15 protein-coding genes are annotated in these 16,295 nt (G+C 36.9%); 6 read left to right on the forward strand and 9 right to left on the reverse strand.

All coding sequences use genetic code 11. From position 1 onward, the window contains the following. Positions 1-2: 2 nt before the first annotated feature. Positions 3-572 carry a PadR family transcriptional regulator gene (locus MA_RS10870; RefSeq protein ID WP_011022082.1) on the reverse strand — a complete coding sequence of 190 codons (570 nt, stop codon included), beginning with the start codon at positions 570-572 and terminating at the stop codon, positions 3-5. Positions 573-1,271: 699 nt separating this feature from the next. Next, on the reverse strand, positions 1,272-1,490 hold the full coding sequence (locus tag MA_RS10875; protein WP_011022083.1) for a hypothetical protein: 219 nt from the start codon (positions 1,488-1,490) through the stop codon (positions 1,272-1,274). A gap of 290 nt (positions 1,491-1,780) precedes the next feature. On the opposite strand from MA_RS10875, the gene MA_RS10880 reads away from it, so the two are divergent. Further along, positions 1,781-2,005, forward strand: coding sequence for a hypothetical protein (locus MA_RS10880; protein ID WP_011022084.1), 225 nt, complete (start codon positions 1,781-1,783; stop codon positions 2,003-2,005). Between the two features lie 78 nt (positions 2,006-2,083). On the opposite strand, the gene MA_RS10885 is transcribed toward MA_RS10880, so the two are convergent. Next, the gene (locus MA_RS10885; RefSeq protein ID WP_162013081.1) at positions 2,084-4,117 is read right to left on the reverse strand and encodes a helicase C-terminal domain-containing protein; all 2,034 of its coding nucleotides are present in this window, start codon (positions 4,115-4,117) and stop codon (positions 2,084-2,086) included. Positions 4,118-4,343: 226 nt separating this feature from the next. Between MA_RS10885 and MA_RS10890 the strand changes: the two genes are divergently transcribed. Beyond that, the gene (locus MA_RS10890; RefSeq protein WP_011022086.1) at positions 4,344-5,537 is read left to right on the forward strand and encodes a tetratricopeptide repeat protein; all 1,194 of its coding nucleotides are present in this window, start codon (positions 4,344-4,346) and stop codon (positions 5,535-5,537) included. A 360-nt stretch (positions 5,538-5,897) separates the two neighbouring features. On the opposite strand, the gene MA_RS29790 is transcribed toward MA_RS10890, so the two are convergent. Beyond that, positions 5,898-5,996, reverse strand: a complete 99-nt coding sequence (locus MA_RS29790; protein ID WP_394295988.1) for a hypothetical protein — start codon at positions 5,994-5,996, stop codon at positions 5,898-5,900. A 5-nt stretch (positions 5,997-6,001) separates the two neighbouring features. Beyond that, entirely contained in the window at positions 6,002-6,508 is a 507-nt protein-coding gene (locus MA_RS10895; protein WP_226990825.1) for a type I restriction-modification system subunit M N-terminal domain-containing protein, read from the reverse strand. A gap of 469 nt (positions 6,509-6,977) precedes the next feature. Here MA_RS10895 and MA_RS10900 point away from each other — a divergent pair, with 469 nt between their 5' ends. Next, complete coding sequence (locus tag MA_RS10900) at positions 6,978-9,287, forward strand: tetratricopeptide repeat protein (RefSeq protein ID WP_048065301.1); 2,310 nt, start codon at positions 6,978-6,980, stop codon at positions 9,285-9,287. A 36-nt stretch (positions 9,288-9,323) separates the two neighbouring features. After that, complete coding sequence (locus MA_RS10905) at positions 9,324-9,548, forward strand: hypothetical protein (protein ID WP_011022088.1); 225 nt, start codon at positions 9,324-9,326, stop codon at positions 9,546-9,548. Positions 9,549-9,666: 118 nt separating this feature from the next. On the opposite strand, the gene MA_RS10910 is transcribed toward MA_RS10905, so the two are convergent. Continuing rightward, complete coding sequence (locus tag MA_RS10910; protein ID WP_048065302.1) at positions 9,667-9,858, reverse strand: DUF7557 family protein; 192 nt, start codon at positions 9,856-9,858, stop codon at positions 9,667-9,669. 177 nt (positions 9,859-10,035) lie between these two features. On the opposite strand from MA_RS10910, the gene MA_RS28585 reads away from it, so the two are divergent. Then, a complete protein-coding gene (locus MA_RS28585; RefSeq protein WP_157860176.1) occupies positions 10,036-10,203 on the forward strand; it encodes a hypothetical protein in 168 nt (55 codons plus the stop codon). Between the two features lie 1,027 nt (positions 10,204-11,230). On the opposite strand, the gene MA_RS24560 is transcribed toward MA_RS28585, so the two are convergent. Both MA_RS24560 and MA_RS10920 read right to left on the reverse strand, forming a co-directional pair. Beyond that, positions 11,231-12,913: a retron St85 family RNA-directed DNA polymerase gene (locus MA_RS24560; RefSeq protein WP_157860177.1), complete on the reverse strand. Its 1,683-nt coding sequence runs from the start codon at positions 12,911-12,913 to the stop codon at positions 11,231-11,233. A gap of 589 nt (positions 12,914-13,502) precedes the next feature. Beyond that, on the reverse strand, positions 13,503-14,348 hold the full coding sequence (locus tag MA_RS10920) for a restriction endonuclease subunit S (protein WP_248698090.1): 846 nt from the start codon (positions 14,346-14,348) through the stop codon (positions 13,503-13,505). A 135-nt stretch (positions 14,349-14,483) separates the two neighbouring features. On the opposite strand from MA_RS10920, the gene MA_RS10925 reads away from it, so the two are divergent. Next, a complete protein-coding gene (locus MA_RS10925) occupies positions 14,484-15,770 on the forward strand; it encodes a transposase (RefSeq protein WP_011020086.1) in 1,287 nt (428 codons plus the stop codon). A gap of 207 nt (positions 15,771-15,977) precedes the next feature. On the opposite strand, the gene MA_RS10930 is transcribed toward MA_RS10925, so the two are convergent. Next, positions 15,978-16,292, reverse strand: coding sequence for a restriction endonuclease subunit S (locus MA_RS10930; protein ID WP_011022092.1), 315 nt, complete (start codon positions 16,290-16,292; stop codon positions 15,978-15,980). Positions 16,293-16,295 lie beyond the last annotated feature (3 nt).

A 16,295-nucleotide genomic window follows, 5' to 3' on the forward strand; every position in this document is an offset into this window, starting at 1 on the left:
ATTCATTTCACCTCAGTGTTGAGCCTCGACGAACCTTTCGGAAGTTTTTCATCTTCCAGGTACTTCTCGATCAGTTCATCTACCCACTGAATCAGACTGTCAAACAGGAGTTCATATTGCCTCATAATAGATTCAGGACCTACGGGGACATTGGGAAAACTAGCAATATCCTCTCCAACATCTCTTTTTCCACTGTAGAAAAATTGTCTGAGATTCCTCAACATTTCCAATCCGGTACCCTTATCAACAAGGTCCAAATTGAAAACAAAAGCATTAAAATCGAAGTAGATCTTTCCCGGGTTCTCTGAGAACTGGTCCATCAATTCCAAAAGGTATTCAGAACCTGATTCAGTAAGAGTGTAAATCACTTTTTCCGGCATATTTCCTTCTTTTACTGCACTTGTGGAAAGGTAACCTTTTGATGAAAGTTTCTTTAAGTTTTGATAGATGGTCGGAGTGCCCACTTTAAGCCATTTCTTCACGCAGATGTGTTCTACGAATTTTGTAAGCTCATAAGCACTCATCGGTTCTTTTTTTAGTTGTCCGAGTATTATCAGATCGATAGGCGACATATTATTTGTTCTCCCGTTTATCTGAATTGAAGATGCATTATTATAGTATGGTCAATACTACTATGGTCCATCGTAATATAAATAATTATTCATTTGTAGGAAAAAAGAGAGATAGAAAAGGTTTTTTTGCAGGGGTATTCTCATAGGTTCATTGTAGGACTATTTGGAAATGCAGTGGTTACGATGACTTTTAGGTGGCTACACAATAAAATAGTGGAAATTCTAACACATGGTTGATTTTTAAACACAAAAATAATTGTTTTCGAACATCTGTTATTATTTTTTTCCTTAGTTTGATGGATATATTGCCTTTTTTATCTTTTCGTGTTGAGCTCATCCCAAAACCTATTCTATCCCTGCATCGGTCAAAATTTCAGAATTATTTTCATTCTGTGACTTGATTGACTATTTCAGATTCAAGATTCGGAGTGCTGATTTTGAGTTTTGGGATAAGCTCGTAATATATACTATGCAGCGGTTTTCTTCGTCGTCGTCAAAAGCCCAAAATTTCACTTATATTTAATTTCATGCATCTTCGGTTGAGTGAGGAATCGTGATAAATTGCCTCCATTCTCACAACAATTGTCAATAATTTTAATGTGTTGTGGACTGGAACTGGGTATCGATTTCATGTAATAAGGCCAAAATTTAAGGCAGCCTTTTGGTGCAAAATCGATAGCTTTCAGGCAAGAAAATTCCTTAACCGATGACCAATGTATTTAATTTCATAATTTCAGGAATCTTGTCTTTCCATAACGGATTTTGTGAAAAATTATCTCTTGCTTCTTTACTGTAATAAATATTAATCAATATCAAATCTGAGCATGATACGTTATCTAAAAGGTAATAATCTGCTGCTCTTCTGCTGGATAACCATTTTAATATGAACTTGTCATTTTTGAGCTCTGCTATCTTCACAATTCAACCTCTCATATCTTCATAGCATCAATCCCTAAGAGGCTGTCTTAAAATTCAAATCATTTCTACATTTGGGTGGTACGCATTGTTGATCTTAAGTTTACTCCACAAATTAATTAGATCTTACTTATTCGCTCGATGCATAATATCAAATGCATTAGACATCATGGTTAAAATTTAAACTTTAGACATTTAACGGTTCAATTCTACCGTTTTTCAATCCAAATACATGAGTCCTATCCCAATTGTATAATCAAATTGAATTTTAAGACACGCTCTAAGTCTAAATTATGCACAAAACCTTCCGAGAATTTAACGGCAAAACTTACATGCTCGATGAGCTGAGCTATTTCGGACTTGATAAATCCAATGCCGAGAAAAGAAAAGCCATGATAAAAAAGAGCGGGCTTGGGGCCAGATGTATAAAAAAAGCAAATGGCAAATACGTAATATACCGCGAATATACCGGCGATATAAAAGAAGAAGACGGCTCTTCGCTGTTTCGGGTAGGGTAAAAATACTTGCTTTATTATGACATTTCTATACTTGATTTATTCATGTGTGAATCTCACTCGATTCTGATTCAACGTTTTTCAAAAAGGTAAATTCCGGAATATTTCTTTCTTCAATTTTTGTATTGATTTTTCCGAAGGAAAATCAAGAATTCTTTTCTCGTAAAAACTCACGGATTCATTTATCAGGCTTCTATGGTCCGAAATATATTTAGGGAACCTTGAGTCCAGGGTAAATGTGTAAGCCCAGTCTTCTTCCGATCTTATGGACCTTCCAATACTCTGGCACACTGAAATAGCAGTTTTGTATTGATAAAAAAATTTGTCTTTGTCCTTTCTTGTTGAAATGTAAAGATCACTTATATCAGGATACGGAACTTTAATCAAAATTTGAAACCTCGAGGAATCATCTGCAAGGTCTACGCCCTCTGTCATTGAAGGGGTGCAAAGCACGGTAGGTTCAGGGGATTCAAGATGGTGGCTCAGAACCTCGAGCCTGTTTTGCTGGTTGTGTGTTAAAATTCGGGAATGTCCTTCTTTACAATGTGATTTTAAGTATTTCGAGATCTCGGAATTTGATGTATGAATGATTCCTTTATACTTCGGGAACATTGATAATATGACATCCACAGCCGCTACCAGGTTTGTCCACAAAATCCGGTCGTTATTCAGAACCAGGTTTTCAAAATTCAGTTTGCCTATGGAAAGATGATATACTCCATGGTTTTCCGGGGGGAATGTCGAAGGAATCGGGATGAAAACCGTATCTTCAGGATTAAGTCCCATATTCCCGGCAAAGTAAGAACAATCAAGGACAGTGGCAGACAGTATTACACGGATTTTTCCAAACCTGAAGAATTTGCCTTCAGCGTATTCGTTAATGAAAATGGGTCTGAAATTAACGGACTCGATTTCCTTATCTTTTTCTTTTTCTTTGATGTCTATTATCCAGTTGGATGGATTTTTCCAGTATTCTAACAAAAATCTCGCAATTTTGCTATGCAAGTTTACTAATTTATTGAGCCTCTCAACCCTGAGCTGGGCTTCATATTTCGGCCTTTCACTTCGGTCTTTTTGTGATCTGGCAACCAGGGATGAAATATTATCTTCATTACCTTGTTTTTCTTTTAGCCTTGCTTTGCAAACGTCAATTAAATCTTCAATTCTGCTATCAACTTTGTTCCGGATAATTTTTACAATCCTGTGAAGCTCTTTTTCAGGATAATTTAATTTTTCCAGGTTGATAACTTCTTTTGCTATTTCTTCAGGAATCGTTTTTTTAATGTTTTCCAACCAGAACGAATATACTTCCAGCTTTTCCTTCATTGTAAGCTCTATGTCCCCGAGGTCCGGGAAGTTAGAACCCGGAAGAAAGTTTAAATTCCTATTCGAAAACGTGAATTTTATGAAATTCGCGATCTGGAATTCTATGTTATGTCCTTCGTCAGCGATTAAGACTTCCCGTTCCCCAAAGTCGCCCACATAATTGGATTCGATTAAAAAATAATTATAGTTAAAAATCGTGATTGGCGAGTTTAAACCTTTCATCTTCTGGACATAATACTCGCATCTCTCATGTTCCGCAGTTTTCCAGCACAAACCCCCTCTGCTGGAAGAAAAGCCTGCAAAACGACTACTCTGATTGTCTTTACCTTGTTCTTCATAAACCAGATCGCATTTGACGGTTTTTCTGTCACATTCCGGTATTACCTCCAGTTTTTCCAGCATTTTATGCTTTTTATTTTCGCTGTCCTCGTCTTCCTCTTCATCTACCGAAAGCTTGCAAAGGCCTTCAGAACAAGGGTAACCGGACCCATCCTCTCTTTTTTCTCCCATTTCCTTTAATGCTTTACAGGTCCAGTTCCCTCTTCCGGTAACTTCATTTACATATTGGGGATAATCTTCAATGTATTGTTTCTGGAGAGATTTCTGGTTGGTGCAGATGTAGGCACTTTTAAAATACCTGGCAATTGCAATAGACAGCGCAGTTTTTCCCGAACCCGTTGGAGCCTGAATTATAAAATTTATTTTTCCCCTGTCAAGTCCTTCCTGAATTTTATCTAAAACGTATCCCTGATGTCCCCTGAACTCTACATGAGGGAAAAAGTCTTTCATGACCATAGAAATTCCAGTTTAGGTTTATACCTACTGTGCTTATTTATATAGTAAATATGAAACGATATATATACATATGCATAAGCGGCTACCGGAATCACCTACCTTACAGGGACGTCCGCAGAGCTAAAGTTACCATCAGGTAATTCGGGTAATTAGAGTAAATAGGGAAACTGTTTTTCCATTATCCCTAAATTCTAAATATCCCTAGTTCCAATTTGTCTTCATGTCCAGACAAGCTGAGGATTTACTGGTTAGGACTTTAAATGATGTGTCTTCTCTATTTGGAAAGGAGAGGTACAAAAAAGCCCTTGAAAAACTTGATAAAGCCGAAAAACTGGCGGAAAAAACAAAGAGGACGGACATCCTGTGCCGGGTTCTACTGCAAAAGGGAGCGATAATGACTGCCATGGGTAAGCCGGAAGAGGGCCAGGACCTGTACGATAAAGCCCTGGATATTTTCAGGACTTCCGATTTAAATGAGCCAGAGAGTTCTGTTCTTAAATCTACCCTTTCTAATACCTTTAGTGAGCTTGCAAGACACTTTAAAATGACAGATAGTATCGAAAATGCAGAAAAGTGTTACATGAACGAAATAAAAGTCTACGAGATTCTTCTGGAGAAGGATCCCGAAGATGAGGACTCAAACCTGGAAATTGCCAGAATTTTCAAAGCTATTGGGGATCTATATGAGTATTTTAAGCCAGAAGAGATGGACCCCGAAACTGAAAGGCAGTATTACAAAAAAATTCTGGACATAAGGGAGAAAGCCTTTGAACTGCTTCCTGATAGTGAGACCTATATATATGGTCTGGCCAATGCCCTTAGAAATCTTGTTGATTATTATATAATTCGGCAGGACTACGAATCCGCGATCCAACTTCAAGAACGCGTTGTTGAGGTCATGGAGGAACTTATTGATCTTCTGGCAAACTGGAAGGACCTGAAAGCCAAGAGCAATACCTATGACAAATTGGGTTCCCTTTATGCGGAAATAGGAAAAGAGGAGCTTGCACAGGAACAGTATTCAAAAGCCCTTGAATATTATGAGATGATTTTTGATGATGAACTCTGGCCCCTTTCTGTTAAGGCGATGCTGGCTTCCGAACTCATGGAACGCGGAAAGACCCTCCTCCTTTCAAAGAAATACGAGAGTGCAAAAGATTCTATGGATATGGCCCTCGATTTCCTTGAAGGAGTAGATAAAGAAGAACTGGAAGACAGCACAAAAGAATCCCTGGACCTAACATATGTTTTTCTTGGAGAAGGAGATAAGGAAGAGTCGGAAGACTCCGGTTATCTGTCTGAATTGGCTGGAATCTTCAGGGAGTATGCAAAAACTCTCTCAGACTTGAACCGGAATGAAGACGCAGAAGAGTTTACTGCAAAATCGGAAAAAATATTGGGGAAACTGGCTTAAGAGGGGGGGGGAATGAAGCTTCATAAATTTTCTCCAACATCCCCTTTAAGTAACTGTCACAAAACAGATTAGGCAGATTTTTCATAAAGTTGATTTTCAATTGGTGATATCGATCTTGAAAATCAAGGCATCGAATTGAAGCCTGTGCATAGTTTGTTCTGTGACAACTCCTTAGTCTTGCAGAAAGCCGGGATGGTTTATCGGATTGCTTGTTGAGTACAGGGACTCTACCAGCCGATGAAGGTGGGCTGCTTTTACGATTAAGCCGAACATTCCCGTGCAGGACCATGTTCATGAGCGCGATCCTGACCATCGTAGAGTCAAAATCAAAGCCTTCACCATATCAGGCTTGTCTACTGCTTAAAAATGTACCTGTAAGCCATAAACGAAACCTGCCTTCCCGCATGCCGGGTCGCAGATCCTGTCATTGATATCAGGGTCCACAAGCTCGACTATCATTCTGATTATGTGCCGGGGATCCTGAACTGCCCGTTCTTCCCTGCAGTTGCGAGCTGGCTTAAGAGGTATTCGTAAATGTCTCCCTGCACATCCGAAGTCTGCCCTGAAATATTGAGTTCGTCAATAATCCCTACCGCTTCCTGCACAAGGGAAGGCTTCGGGATAATGAACACGGCATCTTTCATATGCTGGGAAAAAAGCGTCTTCTCCCCATCATGAATATTCTTGATAAACGGAAACACAACGTCTCTGACGTGTTTCAGCATCTCCTCAGCAGATTTGTGTTTCCATTCCGACCACCTGCACTCCTCATGCCCTTCAAAAATAGATACATAAGCCTTTCCGGTAGCATTTGCCCGCCTCTGTTCCAGTACGTCCATATCCTCAAGTCTCTTCATGAAAATGAGGTACGACATCTGCTCAATGGACTGCAAGGGGTTGGACAGCCCGCCGCTCCAGAACCTGTCCCAGAGGGCATCTATTTTTGACTTTTTTTCGGGTGGGAGTCTCATGTGATCACTTGTTTTTAACTTATTCTAAGCGTTAATTTTGGGCATTGTGCTTTAAATGTTGTGCTTTGTCACGAAGGTAGAAACTGACGTACCCTTTATTTCATAATAACGAGAAGTTATACTTTTTTTACCGTGAACTTCTGGAAGAAGCGATTTATTCTAACCTATTTTCGGCAGGTAACTTGATTTTTTCCAAGTATTTTTATTGATAGCGTTTTTGTGGGAAAACACATTTTCTTCCACATTAAACATTACTGCAAAAATGGTTCGTTACTTATATAGGACGTAAGATTTGAGTCATATGTTAACCAGCTTCAAGTATATTACAAATTTGCAGAATGTTTTAAAAACAATATCAGCAAAAATATTTAATTCATAATGTCGACCTGCCGAATATAGGTTCTAATACTCTGTGTTCCAAATTTCCTTTATGTCCAAACAGCTTCAAGACTTAATAGATAGGGAATTGATGAATGCTTCCTCTCTTGTTAAAAAAGGAAAGTACGAAAAGGCCCTTGAGAAACTTAATAAAGCTGAAAGATTGGCTGAAAAGGCAAAAAATTCGGAACTTTTTTGTCGAGTCCTGCTTCATAAAGGAGAGATATTGGATTCCATGGAGAAGTCACGTGAAGCGCTGTTGCAGTATGAAAAAGCTCTGGAGATTTCGTTACGCTTTTTTATGAGTGATCCACAGGATTCTTCCTCTCAGCGATGTCTTTATAATTCTATTGATCTCATGGAAAATATTCTTAATAAAATAGATGATGTTTCGGTCGCAGAGAAGTCCTATGAACGCACTAATAAATATTTTGGAAAAGTAATAGGCACATATGAAAAGCTGATTGCTAAATATCCTGAAAACCATTATTACTTAATAAATTATATAATAACAGTGAAGAATTTAAGAGGGTATTTATTAAATGTTGGTAAATCTGAAAAGCAAATCCAGCTTATCAACAGTACTCTGGAAACTTTCAAGGAAATATTAAATATCCAGCCCGAAAATCCGGAAATATTTGAAAAATTAGATGAATTTGTGAAGGATCTGGGAGAAGAATTTCTGGATGATGAGCTTTTTGAAAATGCGAAAAAAATCTATGAGCATCTACAGGGAATTTACAGGGGCCTTCTGGAAAACTATCCCGATAATGAGCTTGTACTTCATTATCTTATTGTCTCCTATGGGTATTTTGGGAATCTATATTCGAGGCAGAGATACCTTGATAGAATTGAAGAGACTTACCGGCCAGCCCTTTCAATAGTAGAAGACAACTTGCGTAAAAACCCTGAAAATACCGCATTTCTTGAGAACCTGGGTAAAATTCACGAGAAAATAGGGGTCACTTATTCGGAAGCGAAAGATCAGGAAAAAGCAAACTCATATTATGAAAAAGCGCTTGCAAACTTTGTGAATCTTAAAGGAAAGGCTTCGGAAGACCCGGATTATCAGGCTGAACTTGGAAAAATTTTTGCCAATTTAGGGGAGCGTTTCGAAACAATAAATCGCATCGAAAATGCAGCAAAATCCTATTTGCATAAAATTGAAATCTATGATTCACTCTTTGAAGAAGATCCAGAGGATGAAGATGTCAAAATGGATAATATCGACACCTTAATGCATATCGGAAACCTCTATGCTGAAGCAGGATATACGGAGCCGGCAAAAAAATATTATGAAAAAGCGATTGAGGGATACGAACGGCTGCTTTCCGAAAACCCGGAGTCGACTGATTTTGAGATTGGCATTTCTGACATCCTCACCGCTCTTGGAGATATGTATGCGAAAGTGGGAGAGGAAGAAACGGAACCTGAAGATGCGGAACTCGAAACTGCACGGGAGTACTACGAAAAGGCCCTCAAACTGAATGAAAAAGAATTTGAACGGTATCCTGATGATTTAACATGCCAGGACGAGCTTATCAGGACTCTTGGCAAGCTTGGAGATTCATTTGCAGTCCAGGACAGGTACGAAGATGTAATTCCATTTTACCGGCGCATTGTCGAGATCAAGGAGCAGGTGGTCAGGGATGACCCCCGGAGATGGCTGGCTGTAAATTCTCTGACTAATTTCCTATATCAGCTGGGGTCCTATTATGGTAAGATTGAAGAAGTGGAACTTGAGAGGAAACAATATTCAAAAGCTGCGGAACTTTACTCAAGAGCTTTGCACGATAAAAACCTTCAGCATCAGATAAAAGAAGTGCTGGCTGTTGAAGTTCAGTCACATGGAACAGCCCTCCTTAAATCCGGAAAATATAATGCTGCAAAAGAAGCCCTGGATCTTGCCCTGGAATTCTTTGAAAACCTGTATGAAGAAGACCCGGAAGACGAAGAAAACTATCCTTTCATCTGTGAAGCCCTCTTCCAGAACGGAAATTTGCAAAGAGCCCTGGAAAACTTCGAAGAAGCGGCTAAAAGCTTTGATTCCCTGCTTCCTATTGTGGAAAAACTTCTCGAATCAAACCCGGAAAGTCCAGAAGCTCGTGAAAATGCTGGAGTTACATATACTAATGTTGGAGAAGTATATTCTCTTAACGGGGAGTATGAAAAGTCAAAGCAGGCTTTTGAAAGAGCCCTGACCATAAATGCAGTTCTTCTTGAGGAAGAACCGGATAACTCCCTCTACAAGATAAACCAGGCGCAAACATTTGAGAAATATGCAAAGTTACTCTCAAAACTGGGCAGAAGTGAGGAAGCAGAGGATTACAGCACAAAATCCGAGGAAATATACCGGAAACTGGCTGAAGAGGACAGCGATGAAGGAGACATTAATGAATAAAAATGAATTTTAAGAGCCATGTAGATCCGTGATTTTATGCACAAAACCTTCAGAGAATTTAACGGCAAAACCTATATGCTCGACGAACTGAGCTATTTCGGGCTTGATAAATCCGATGCCGAGAAAAGAAAAAAAATGATCAAAAAGAGCGGGCTTGGGGCCAGATGCATAAAGAAAGCAAATGGTAAATACGTAGTATACCGCGAGTATACCGGCGATATAAAGGAAGAAGACGGCTCTTCACTGTTTCGAGTTGGGTGAAAATACTTCCTCAGTTACAGGTTTCCAGTTCAAAAAAATAAATATGTAGCTTTCGTCTCCGCTTTCAAATCGAGCAGAAACTTCACTGCGTCAGGATGCAGCCCTACTCTGAAACTCATCAGACTTCATCCAGGCTTACAAACTTATCTTTTTCTTCAAGTTTTTTGTACTGGCGCTCCATGAATGCCTCATAATCAACTTCATCCATCAGGCGCTTGAGAATTTCGTTGTAGGTTTCCCCTTTCATGCCATACTTCTTTAGCCTGTCTCTTACGTCTTTTGTGACCGGAATTGTGGTAGCTTCACTCATAATGCTCTTTTAAGTTATTAAAGTTATAAGGACTTATAAGTTACTATTAATTACTTTTAATTAGCAGTTCCTGAAAAATCGAATCAAAATTTATTTCGATCTCTTCTGTCTTTTGGAAAAGATCACTTTCCTTCGTTGAGCGTGGCAGAAACTATTAGCATTACAATATGACTGCACATGTCCGAAAAAGTGTTATCCTATCCTCGAAAAGGGTTTTTAAATTCGCATGGTATCGAAAGCCTCCGCCAGCTTGTCTGGCGGCCCTTCCCCATAAGAAGAAAAAAGTTGAAGGAAGAAGGAGTAAAAAGGCTGAATGCCGAAAGAAAAAGCTTGAAAAAGCAGTAAAGAGAGATAAAAGAAGGAATAAGTTGTTATTTGTCAATTTTTTTACTTAATTGGGTTGTAATTTACCGATTCTCTTCTTTTTTGTCTTTTTATGGGACACGCCGCTCTCCTTCATCGAGCGTGACAAGAACGGTTCGGTAAGCCGAATATAGTTGTACGGGTCAGAGTTCAGTATTCAATTTTTTGCAATTCATGCTTATTAAACCAGCTCTCTTGTAAAGGATTTTTGCATGAGAGCGTCTATTACTTTGCTTTTTCGGGTGGGAGTTTCATGTGATCACTTGTTTTTAACTTAATCATTTATTTTTAATTTATTTTTTAGCTCGTTTTTAATCTGTTTTTAATCTTCTTTTTAACTTGTTTTGAGCATTAGTTTCGGGTATCTGGCTTTAAATGTTGTGCTTTGTTATGAACTTACCTTCGGCAGGTCGATATTTAATTTTTAATAATTTTTTACTGATGGCAATTTTGAAAATGATGTTCAATAATTGTGTGTATTTGTTAAGTTTACATATGACCAATTATTAATCACTCATGCTAAACTTTAAAGAAAAAAAATGATTCAATACTTATATAGGTTGTGAGAGTTGGATCACACGTTAACCAGCTTTAAACATAATAATAGTCATATTATGTTTTAAACGGCATCGGGAAAAATATTTTAATTTATAATGTCGACATGCCGAAATTAAGATGAAGGAAAGATTCGATCTTTTCATAAAAATTAACCTTAGGTGGTAAAAAGTCGGAATCTGAAACTCAAAACCCATCCCAGAAACCTGAAAATAAACCCAATACAATCCTCAAAACAGTTGAAATATTATCCCCCTTCAATATAGAATTTTCGGGAAAAACCTAGAAAAGCTAGCTGGATTTGTTTAATTTGAGGATCTTGGACAAGAATCTAAAAATTTAAAGAAGATCAGGAATTTTTCTTGGAGTGTGAGAGGCTGAAAATTATATAACCTGAACAAAGTGATGGACATGCTGGGATAAAATGAAACATTTTGTGATAATACAAAAATTATTATCCACAATTTTTATTAAAATCATATAATATTCTCTTCATTTCGTCTCTCATAATTAGACAATAAAATTGATCTTTTTCTTTGGCCTTATTATTATTTCTCATCATTATTTTTAATTCTTCACATAATTCATTGTTCAGATTGAAATTAGTTACTATCGAAATTAAATCCAAATCTTCATAGCATGTACATTTAAAAAACTGTCTGAATGTACTGTTTTCGCTATCAGTATTTTTTCTCCTTTCATTCTTGTCTGATATATCACTTGATTTCATAACAAATGCTACAGCTATGGTATCACCATAAAACTCAGTAGTAGCTTTCATGTCATAAATTTCATGACCATGATGATGTCCACCCGTCGTTCCAGTATAATGACCTATAATGTATTTCATACATTTCTTATATATTTCATTTTTAACATCCAAACAGTCGCTACAAGCTTCAACCCCGTGTATTTTCGTACTACATTTTTCTTTCAGGTTGTTCAACTGTTTTTTAAACTCTTCTGTAAATGCACCTTCTGGAAGTTCTACAATCTTTGTAAAGAATCCTAATTCATCAAATTTAACTAAAATAGTTTTAGACACTCTTTTCAACTGATTTGTGTTAATTTCGCTCTCTTTTATTTCTTTTATATGTTCATTATATTCGGACCAATCAATTTTTTTAAGTGATTCTATTAAAGGTGTCGCAAATTCAGGATCAACCGCATTGGCACATCCTAAGTGTCCAAATATTCTTTCTCTAAAAAAAGGATCATTTGATCTATTTTCTGCAACTGGACCATTAGTTTGGATATTATTAACAATTGCTTTTAGATTCTTTTTCTTGTTCCTACCAATACTAACTTTGTCGTTGACCACTAACCCTGTAACTTTTTGTCTTGAGCCTTTTGAAAACATTCTAGTTTTTTCATGATTCACAACAAATCCATCATCCTCAATGATCCCAATAATTTTTTCTTTGTGCATGGGAAGCTTATATGAGCCAGAAATCGTGACATCATCTGCATATCTTGAATACCTAAAATTTCGTCTTGCACAATATTTTGCTATCTTTTTGTCAAGTTTTAAAGCGACCAAGTTGGCTAACATTGGACTTGTAGGTGCACCCTGAGGTAATTTCCAATGATAAGTACAAAGATCAGCAAGTGTCCAAGCAATTTTTTTAGTATACCCAGCCGATTTAAATACATAATAAACAGATCTGAAATTTATGCTTGGGAAAAAATCTTTAATGTCGACACCTAATACCAGATCTTGATTTACATGCACTTTAGCATTAGTAAAAATCGTCTTACCAGGAATGAATCCATGTGCGTAATCGCCAGAATTTAACTTATATAAAATATTGTCTAAAATCCATCTTTGAATATATTTCATTTTTTTAGATGGTGCATTGATTTCCCTAAAATCCCCATTTTTCTTAGGTAGTTTAAATGTAATATATCCTTTCTTTTTGTTTGACAGAAAAAGATTAACTTGTTTAAGCGAAGAATTTGTTAGTTTGCAAAAGTGGTTGATGTCATATATGTAAGGTAAATTTTTTGATTTTAATCGTTTGAAGGACTTGAATTGTTCTTCGTATTCCTCTTCAGTTAGGTTTGGAATTATGCCTTCTTCTGTGTAATTTTTAAACAAGATTTGTAATTTTTCATCTTCTGTTAGTTTATTTTCCACAGACACCACTATAACCAACTTAAAAAAATATATTGATAAATATGTTTTAGTTGCCCTCACTAAATCGTTGGGCGATTTACTGCATGGAATATCCAGTGCAGCCAGGGTACCGGCGGAGCGGATATTTCATGTTTTCGGCCAAAGGTTTACCTTTGCTAAGTATGGCATTTGCATGGTGTAACACCACACATAACTCTCTGGCGAGAGTTAATTCAAAACTGAGGGCAACTGAAGAAATGGAAGTTTACATAATATAAATATTTGACGATGTGAAACAGTTATTAAGGAAAAGTAAGAAAAATGATAACTTTTTTCATTCATATTTATTCACAATGATCCAAAGTAAATCGATCTTTGTGTATCCATCCGCTTTAAAAAGACCTTCCGATGATTGCTGTTAGTAGTAAATGATAACCGAGTAACAAACGCCCCTGCCATCTTGCCTGACGATCTTTTGCTGATTCTCTTCTTTTTTGTCTTTTTATGGGACACGCCGCTCTCCTTCATCGAGCGTGACAAGAACGGTTCAGTAAGCCTAATATGGTTGTAAGGGTCAGAGTTCAGGATTCAATTTCTTAAAACTTCATTTTTATGAAAACAGTTCTCCTGTGAAGGCTTTCTGCATAAGGGAGTCGAAGAGGTTATTGATTTTGAAAGAGGATTGTTGTTGAGATACAGTTGTTTTTTCAATTTGGTGTACCATCTCAGCAAATCTGAGCTGAAGATCAAGAGATGCAATCAAAGCAGGGAAATTTTTCAATTGAGTCGAATTTATGCTTGCAATTCCCGTAGTTTGTTTTGCAGATTTGAGGAAATACATTTTTCCATAGGTGCTACCTATAAGCATACTCAAATACTCAGGAACTAGACATTCTCTGTTGACTCTTACTCTAAATATGTGGTTTTGATGTATACAGGTTGGAATTTGTCTGTTCCAAACAGCACCCCTTCCCAATTTATCGGGATCTCCACCTTCGGTTAGTAAAATATCCCCACCTTGCAGTGCATATTTTTCTACATCTGATGGTAAAACTTCAATCTCTTTAATTTCTGTTAAGTCCAGATAACCATCCTGAACGTTTGCCACTCTCAAATAAGGAACAAAAACAGTAGGCTTTCCAGCAAGTTTTCTTCCCTTTGTAACTCCAGATACGATTTCAGAAACATCTTTCAACTTTATTTCTTTCCAATTTTTAGGATTTACTACCGGATCTCCAAACATCTCCAAAAACACACTCTGAAGAAGCTTCTGCGTCAACTCATCCGCCTGTGCCCGGAGTTTTTTAGTTTCTTCGGCTTTTTTGAGGATGGAGACGATTTTTTGCTGGGTTTCGAGAGGAGGAACTGGGATTTTAATTGTATTCAGCTGTTTTGCAGAAAGGTGTTTTACTGTTACAAACGCGGTTCTATCTTCAATGTCTTTTAGAATTTTCACCAATGACCGGTAAGCGAAATCCGGCAAAAGATCATTTGATTTTAGAGACTTTTTATTATTTTCTGGTTTTTCGTTTTCCCTCTATATCGTGCAAAACAATAAAATTTTAATTATATTGATATATTTTTTCTATTTATGGGAAAAGGAAACATTGCAATAGATAAATCAATGATAAAAACGATAGTTGACGGCAAAATAATAATTCCTTTGCCAAAAGTTTTGGTTGAAAATCGATACTATCCTATGTTCTCTATATTCTCCCCTACTCAGTGTGATAGTTGTGGAAGTAAATTACATGTTAACTCTCATCACACTCGTTTTATTATATCACGTTACGGCACTATATCTCTCAATGTTACATACTGGCTTTGTCCCACTTGTAAGAAACATTATCATGATCGGGTTATTGGTGTTCAGGGTTCTGCAAATTACAGTTCTGAATATTATGATACACAAATAAATGTCAGATACGATGGACGATGCAGTCTGCACAATTCTCGGCGAATTGGGGAAACATATACAGAAGGAGTAATAAATGTCTGTGGAAGAGCTCCTTGTCCCACTTCATTGTGGTTATATGAACAGAAACTAGCAAAACTTTCAAAGCAAGAACTTTTGAACCAAGGAGTTAGCTTTGAAGAAACATTGTATGTTGATGGGAATTGGATCAAGAATGGATGGAAAAAAAAGCTTGAAGAATTTATTGGAACGAAACTCACAAAGAAAGAATGGAAAAAAATGCGATATAAATCTGTTTACGTTGTTGCTACCAAAGAGAAGGTCATTTTAGATTTTGAAGTAACTGAGAGGTTACCAACAATTGAGGCTCTGATGCCTCTTTTTATACGAATAAAGAACCGATTTCCTGAAGATAAAATCAAAAAGATTGTTTCTGATGAGGATAAAGCGATCATTGGAGCCGTAAAAATGGTCTTTCCTGAAGTGACTCATTCTTTTTGTGTGTTTCATCAATTAAAAAACGTTAGTAAGAGGTATTATGAGGAATTCAGTTCTGTTGAAGAGATTCCAGATAACGATAAGATTACCTACAATGAGATATCTCAATTGATACTTTCTGATACGGTTATCAGTGCTGTTGCGCATATTCAGAAGATACGAGAATTTAACTCTGATCTTGAACTTTCTGAAGCGTCTCATAAAGCGATTTCTTATGCCGAAGAGATTTTCAGCAAGAATGTGAGCTTCTTGAAAAAAGGTTTTACACCTGAGACAGATAATACAATGGAACAAATATTTTCTTTGATATGTGATATAGTAGACAAAGTAAGGTCATTCAAAACCGATAATGGACTAACTAATTTTTGTTACAATCTATTTACTTTTTTCAACAAACGGTGTTTCAGCACTGGAAAATGGAAAGGTTTCTCACCTTTAATGAGAGCAAGATTCCAATATGGATAATGCTAGAATTGGAGAATAATTAGTTCTTAAACTTGATGGCTTATAGCTGTAGCTGTCGGAAATTCCCACAAAAATAGTTCCACAATTTGGAAAATTTTGGTGAATGCTTGTGTAAATGAATCAACATTTTTAAATGAGTGAATTGATTTGCTCAAATTGGGATGAAATTTTGTGGTTGTCTTGAAATTGAAGAAAAACCAGAAAAAATTAAAAAGACTCTGATTTTACAATCAGTTTGCAAACTCGCTGGTTCAATAAAGCAGGTTCACCAGTCCATTTTACAATGTTGAATTCTCCATCCATACCAATTAGGATGTCACTATTTTGCACCAGATATGATTCATCATACTCTCCCGCGTAATAAGTTTCTGTGAATCCTTGTTTTAAATTTCTAATCCTAATTATTTTTACACCCTTTCCATCTTCATTAAAATATGAAGACTCGAAGGCTCCACCATAAAAAAAATTAGCTAATTCGCTCAGTTTGTTCCATTCCCATCCTTCAGGCAGTTTGTTTTCCATTTT

This window comes from Methanosarcina acetivorans C2A, from assembly GCF_000007345.1.
Classification (GTDB): domain Archaea; phylum Halobacteriota; class Methanosarcinia; order Methanosarcinales; family Methanosarcinaceae; genus Methanosarcina; species Methanosarcina acetivorans.

Bases quoted from the DNA above. Each gene is read 5' to 3' on its own strand.
- MA_RS10870 (WP_011022082.1), bottom strand. From the start codon at position 572: ATGTCGCCTATCGATCTGATAATACTCGGACAACTAAAAAAAGAACCG.
- MA_RS10880 (WP_011022084.1), top strand. From the start codon at position 1,781: ATGCACAAAACCTTCCGAGAATTTAACGGCAAAACTTACATGCTCGAT.
- MA_RS10885 (WP_162013081.1), bottom strand. From the start codon at position 4,117: ATGAAAGACTTTTTCCCTCATGTAGAGTTCAGGGGACATCAGGGATAC.
- MA_RS10890 (WP_011022086.1), top strand. From the start codon at position 4,344: ATGTCCAGACAAGCTGAGGATTTACTGGTTAGGACTTTAAATGATGTG.
- MA_RS29790 (WP_394295988.1), bottom strand. From the start codon at position 5,996: ATGATAGTCGAGCTTGTGGACCCTGATATCAATGACAGGATCTGCGAC.
- MA_RS10895 (WP_226990825.1), bottom strand. From the start codon at position 6,508: ATGAGACTCCCACCCGAAAAAAAGTCAAAAATAGATGCCCTCTGGGAC.
- MA_RS10900 (WP_048065301.1), top strand. From the start codon at position 6,978: ATGAATGCTTCCTCTCTTGTTAAAAAAGGAAAGTACGAAAAGGCCCTT.
- MA_RS10905 (WP_011022088.1), top strand. From the start codon at position 9,324: ATGCACAAAACCTTCAGAGAATTTAACGGCAAAACCTATATGCTCGAC.
- MA_RS10910 (WP_048065302.1), bottom strand. From the start codon at position 9,858: ATGAGTGAAGCTACCACAATTCCGGTCACAAAAGACGTAAGAGACAGG.
- MA_RS28585 (WP_157860176.1), top strand. From the start codon at position 10,036: ATGTCCGAAAAAGTGTTATCCTATCCTCGAAAAGGGTTTTTAAATTCG.
- MA_RS10925 (WP_011020086.1), top strand. From the start codon at position 14,484: ATGGGAAAAGGAAACATTGCAATAGATAAATCAATGATAAAAACGATA.
- MA_RS10930 (WP_011022092.1), bottom strand. From the start codon at position 16,292: ATGGAAAACAAACTGCCTGAAGGATGGGAATGGAACAAACTGAGCGAA.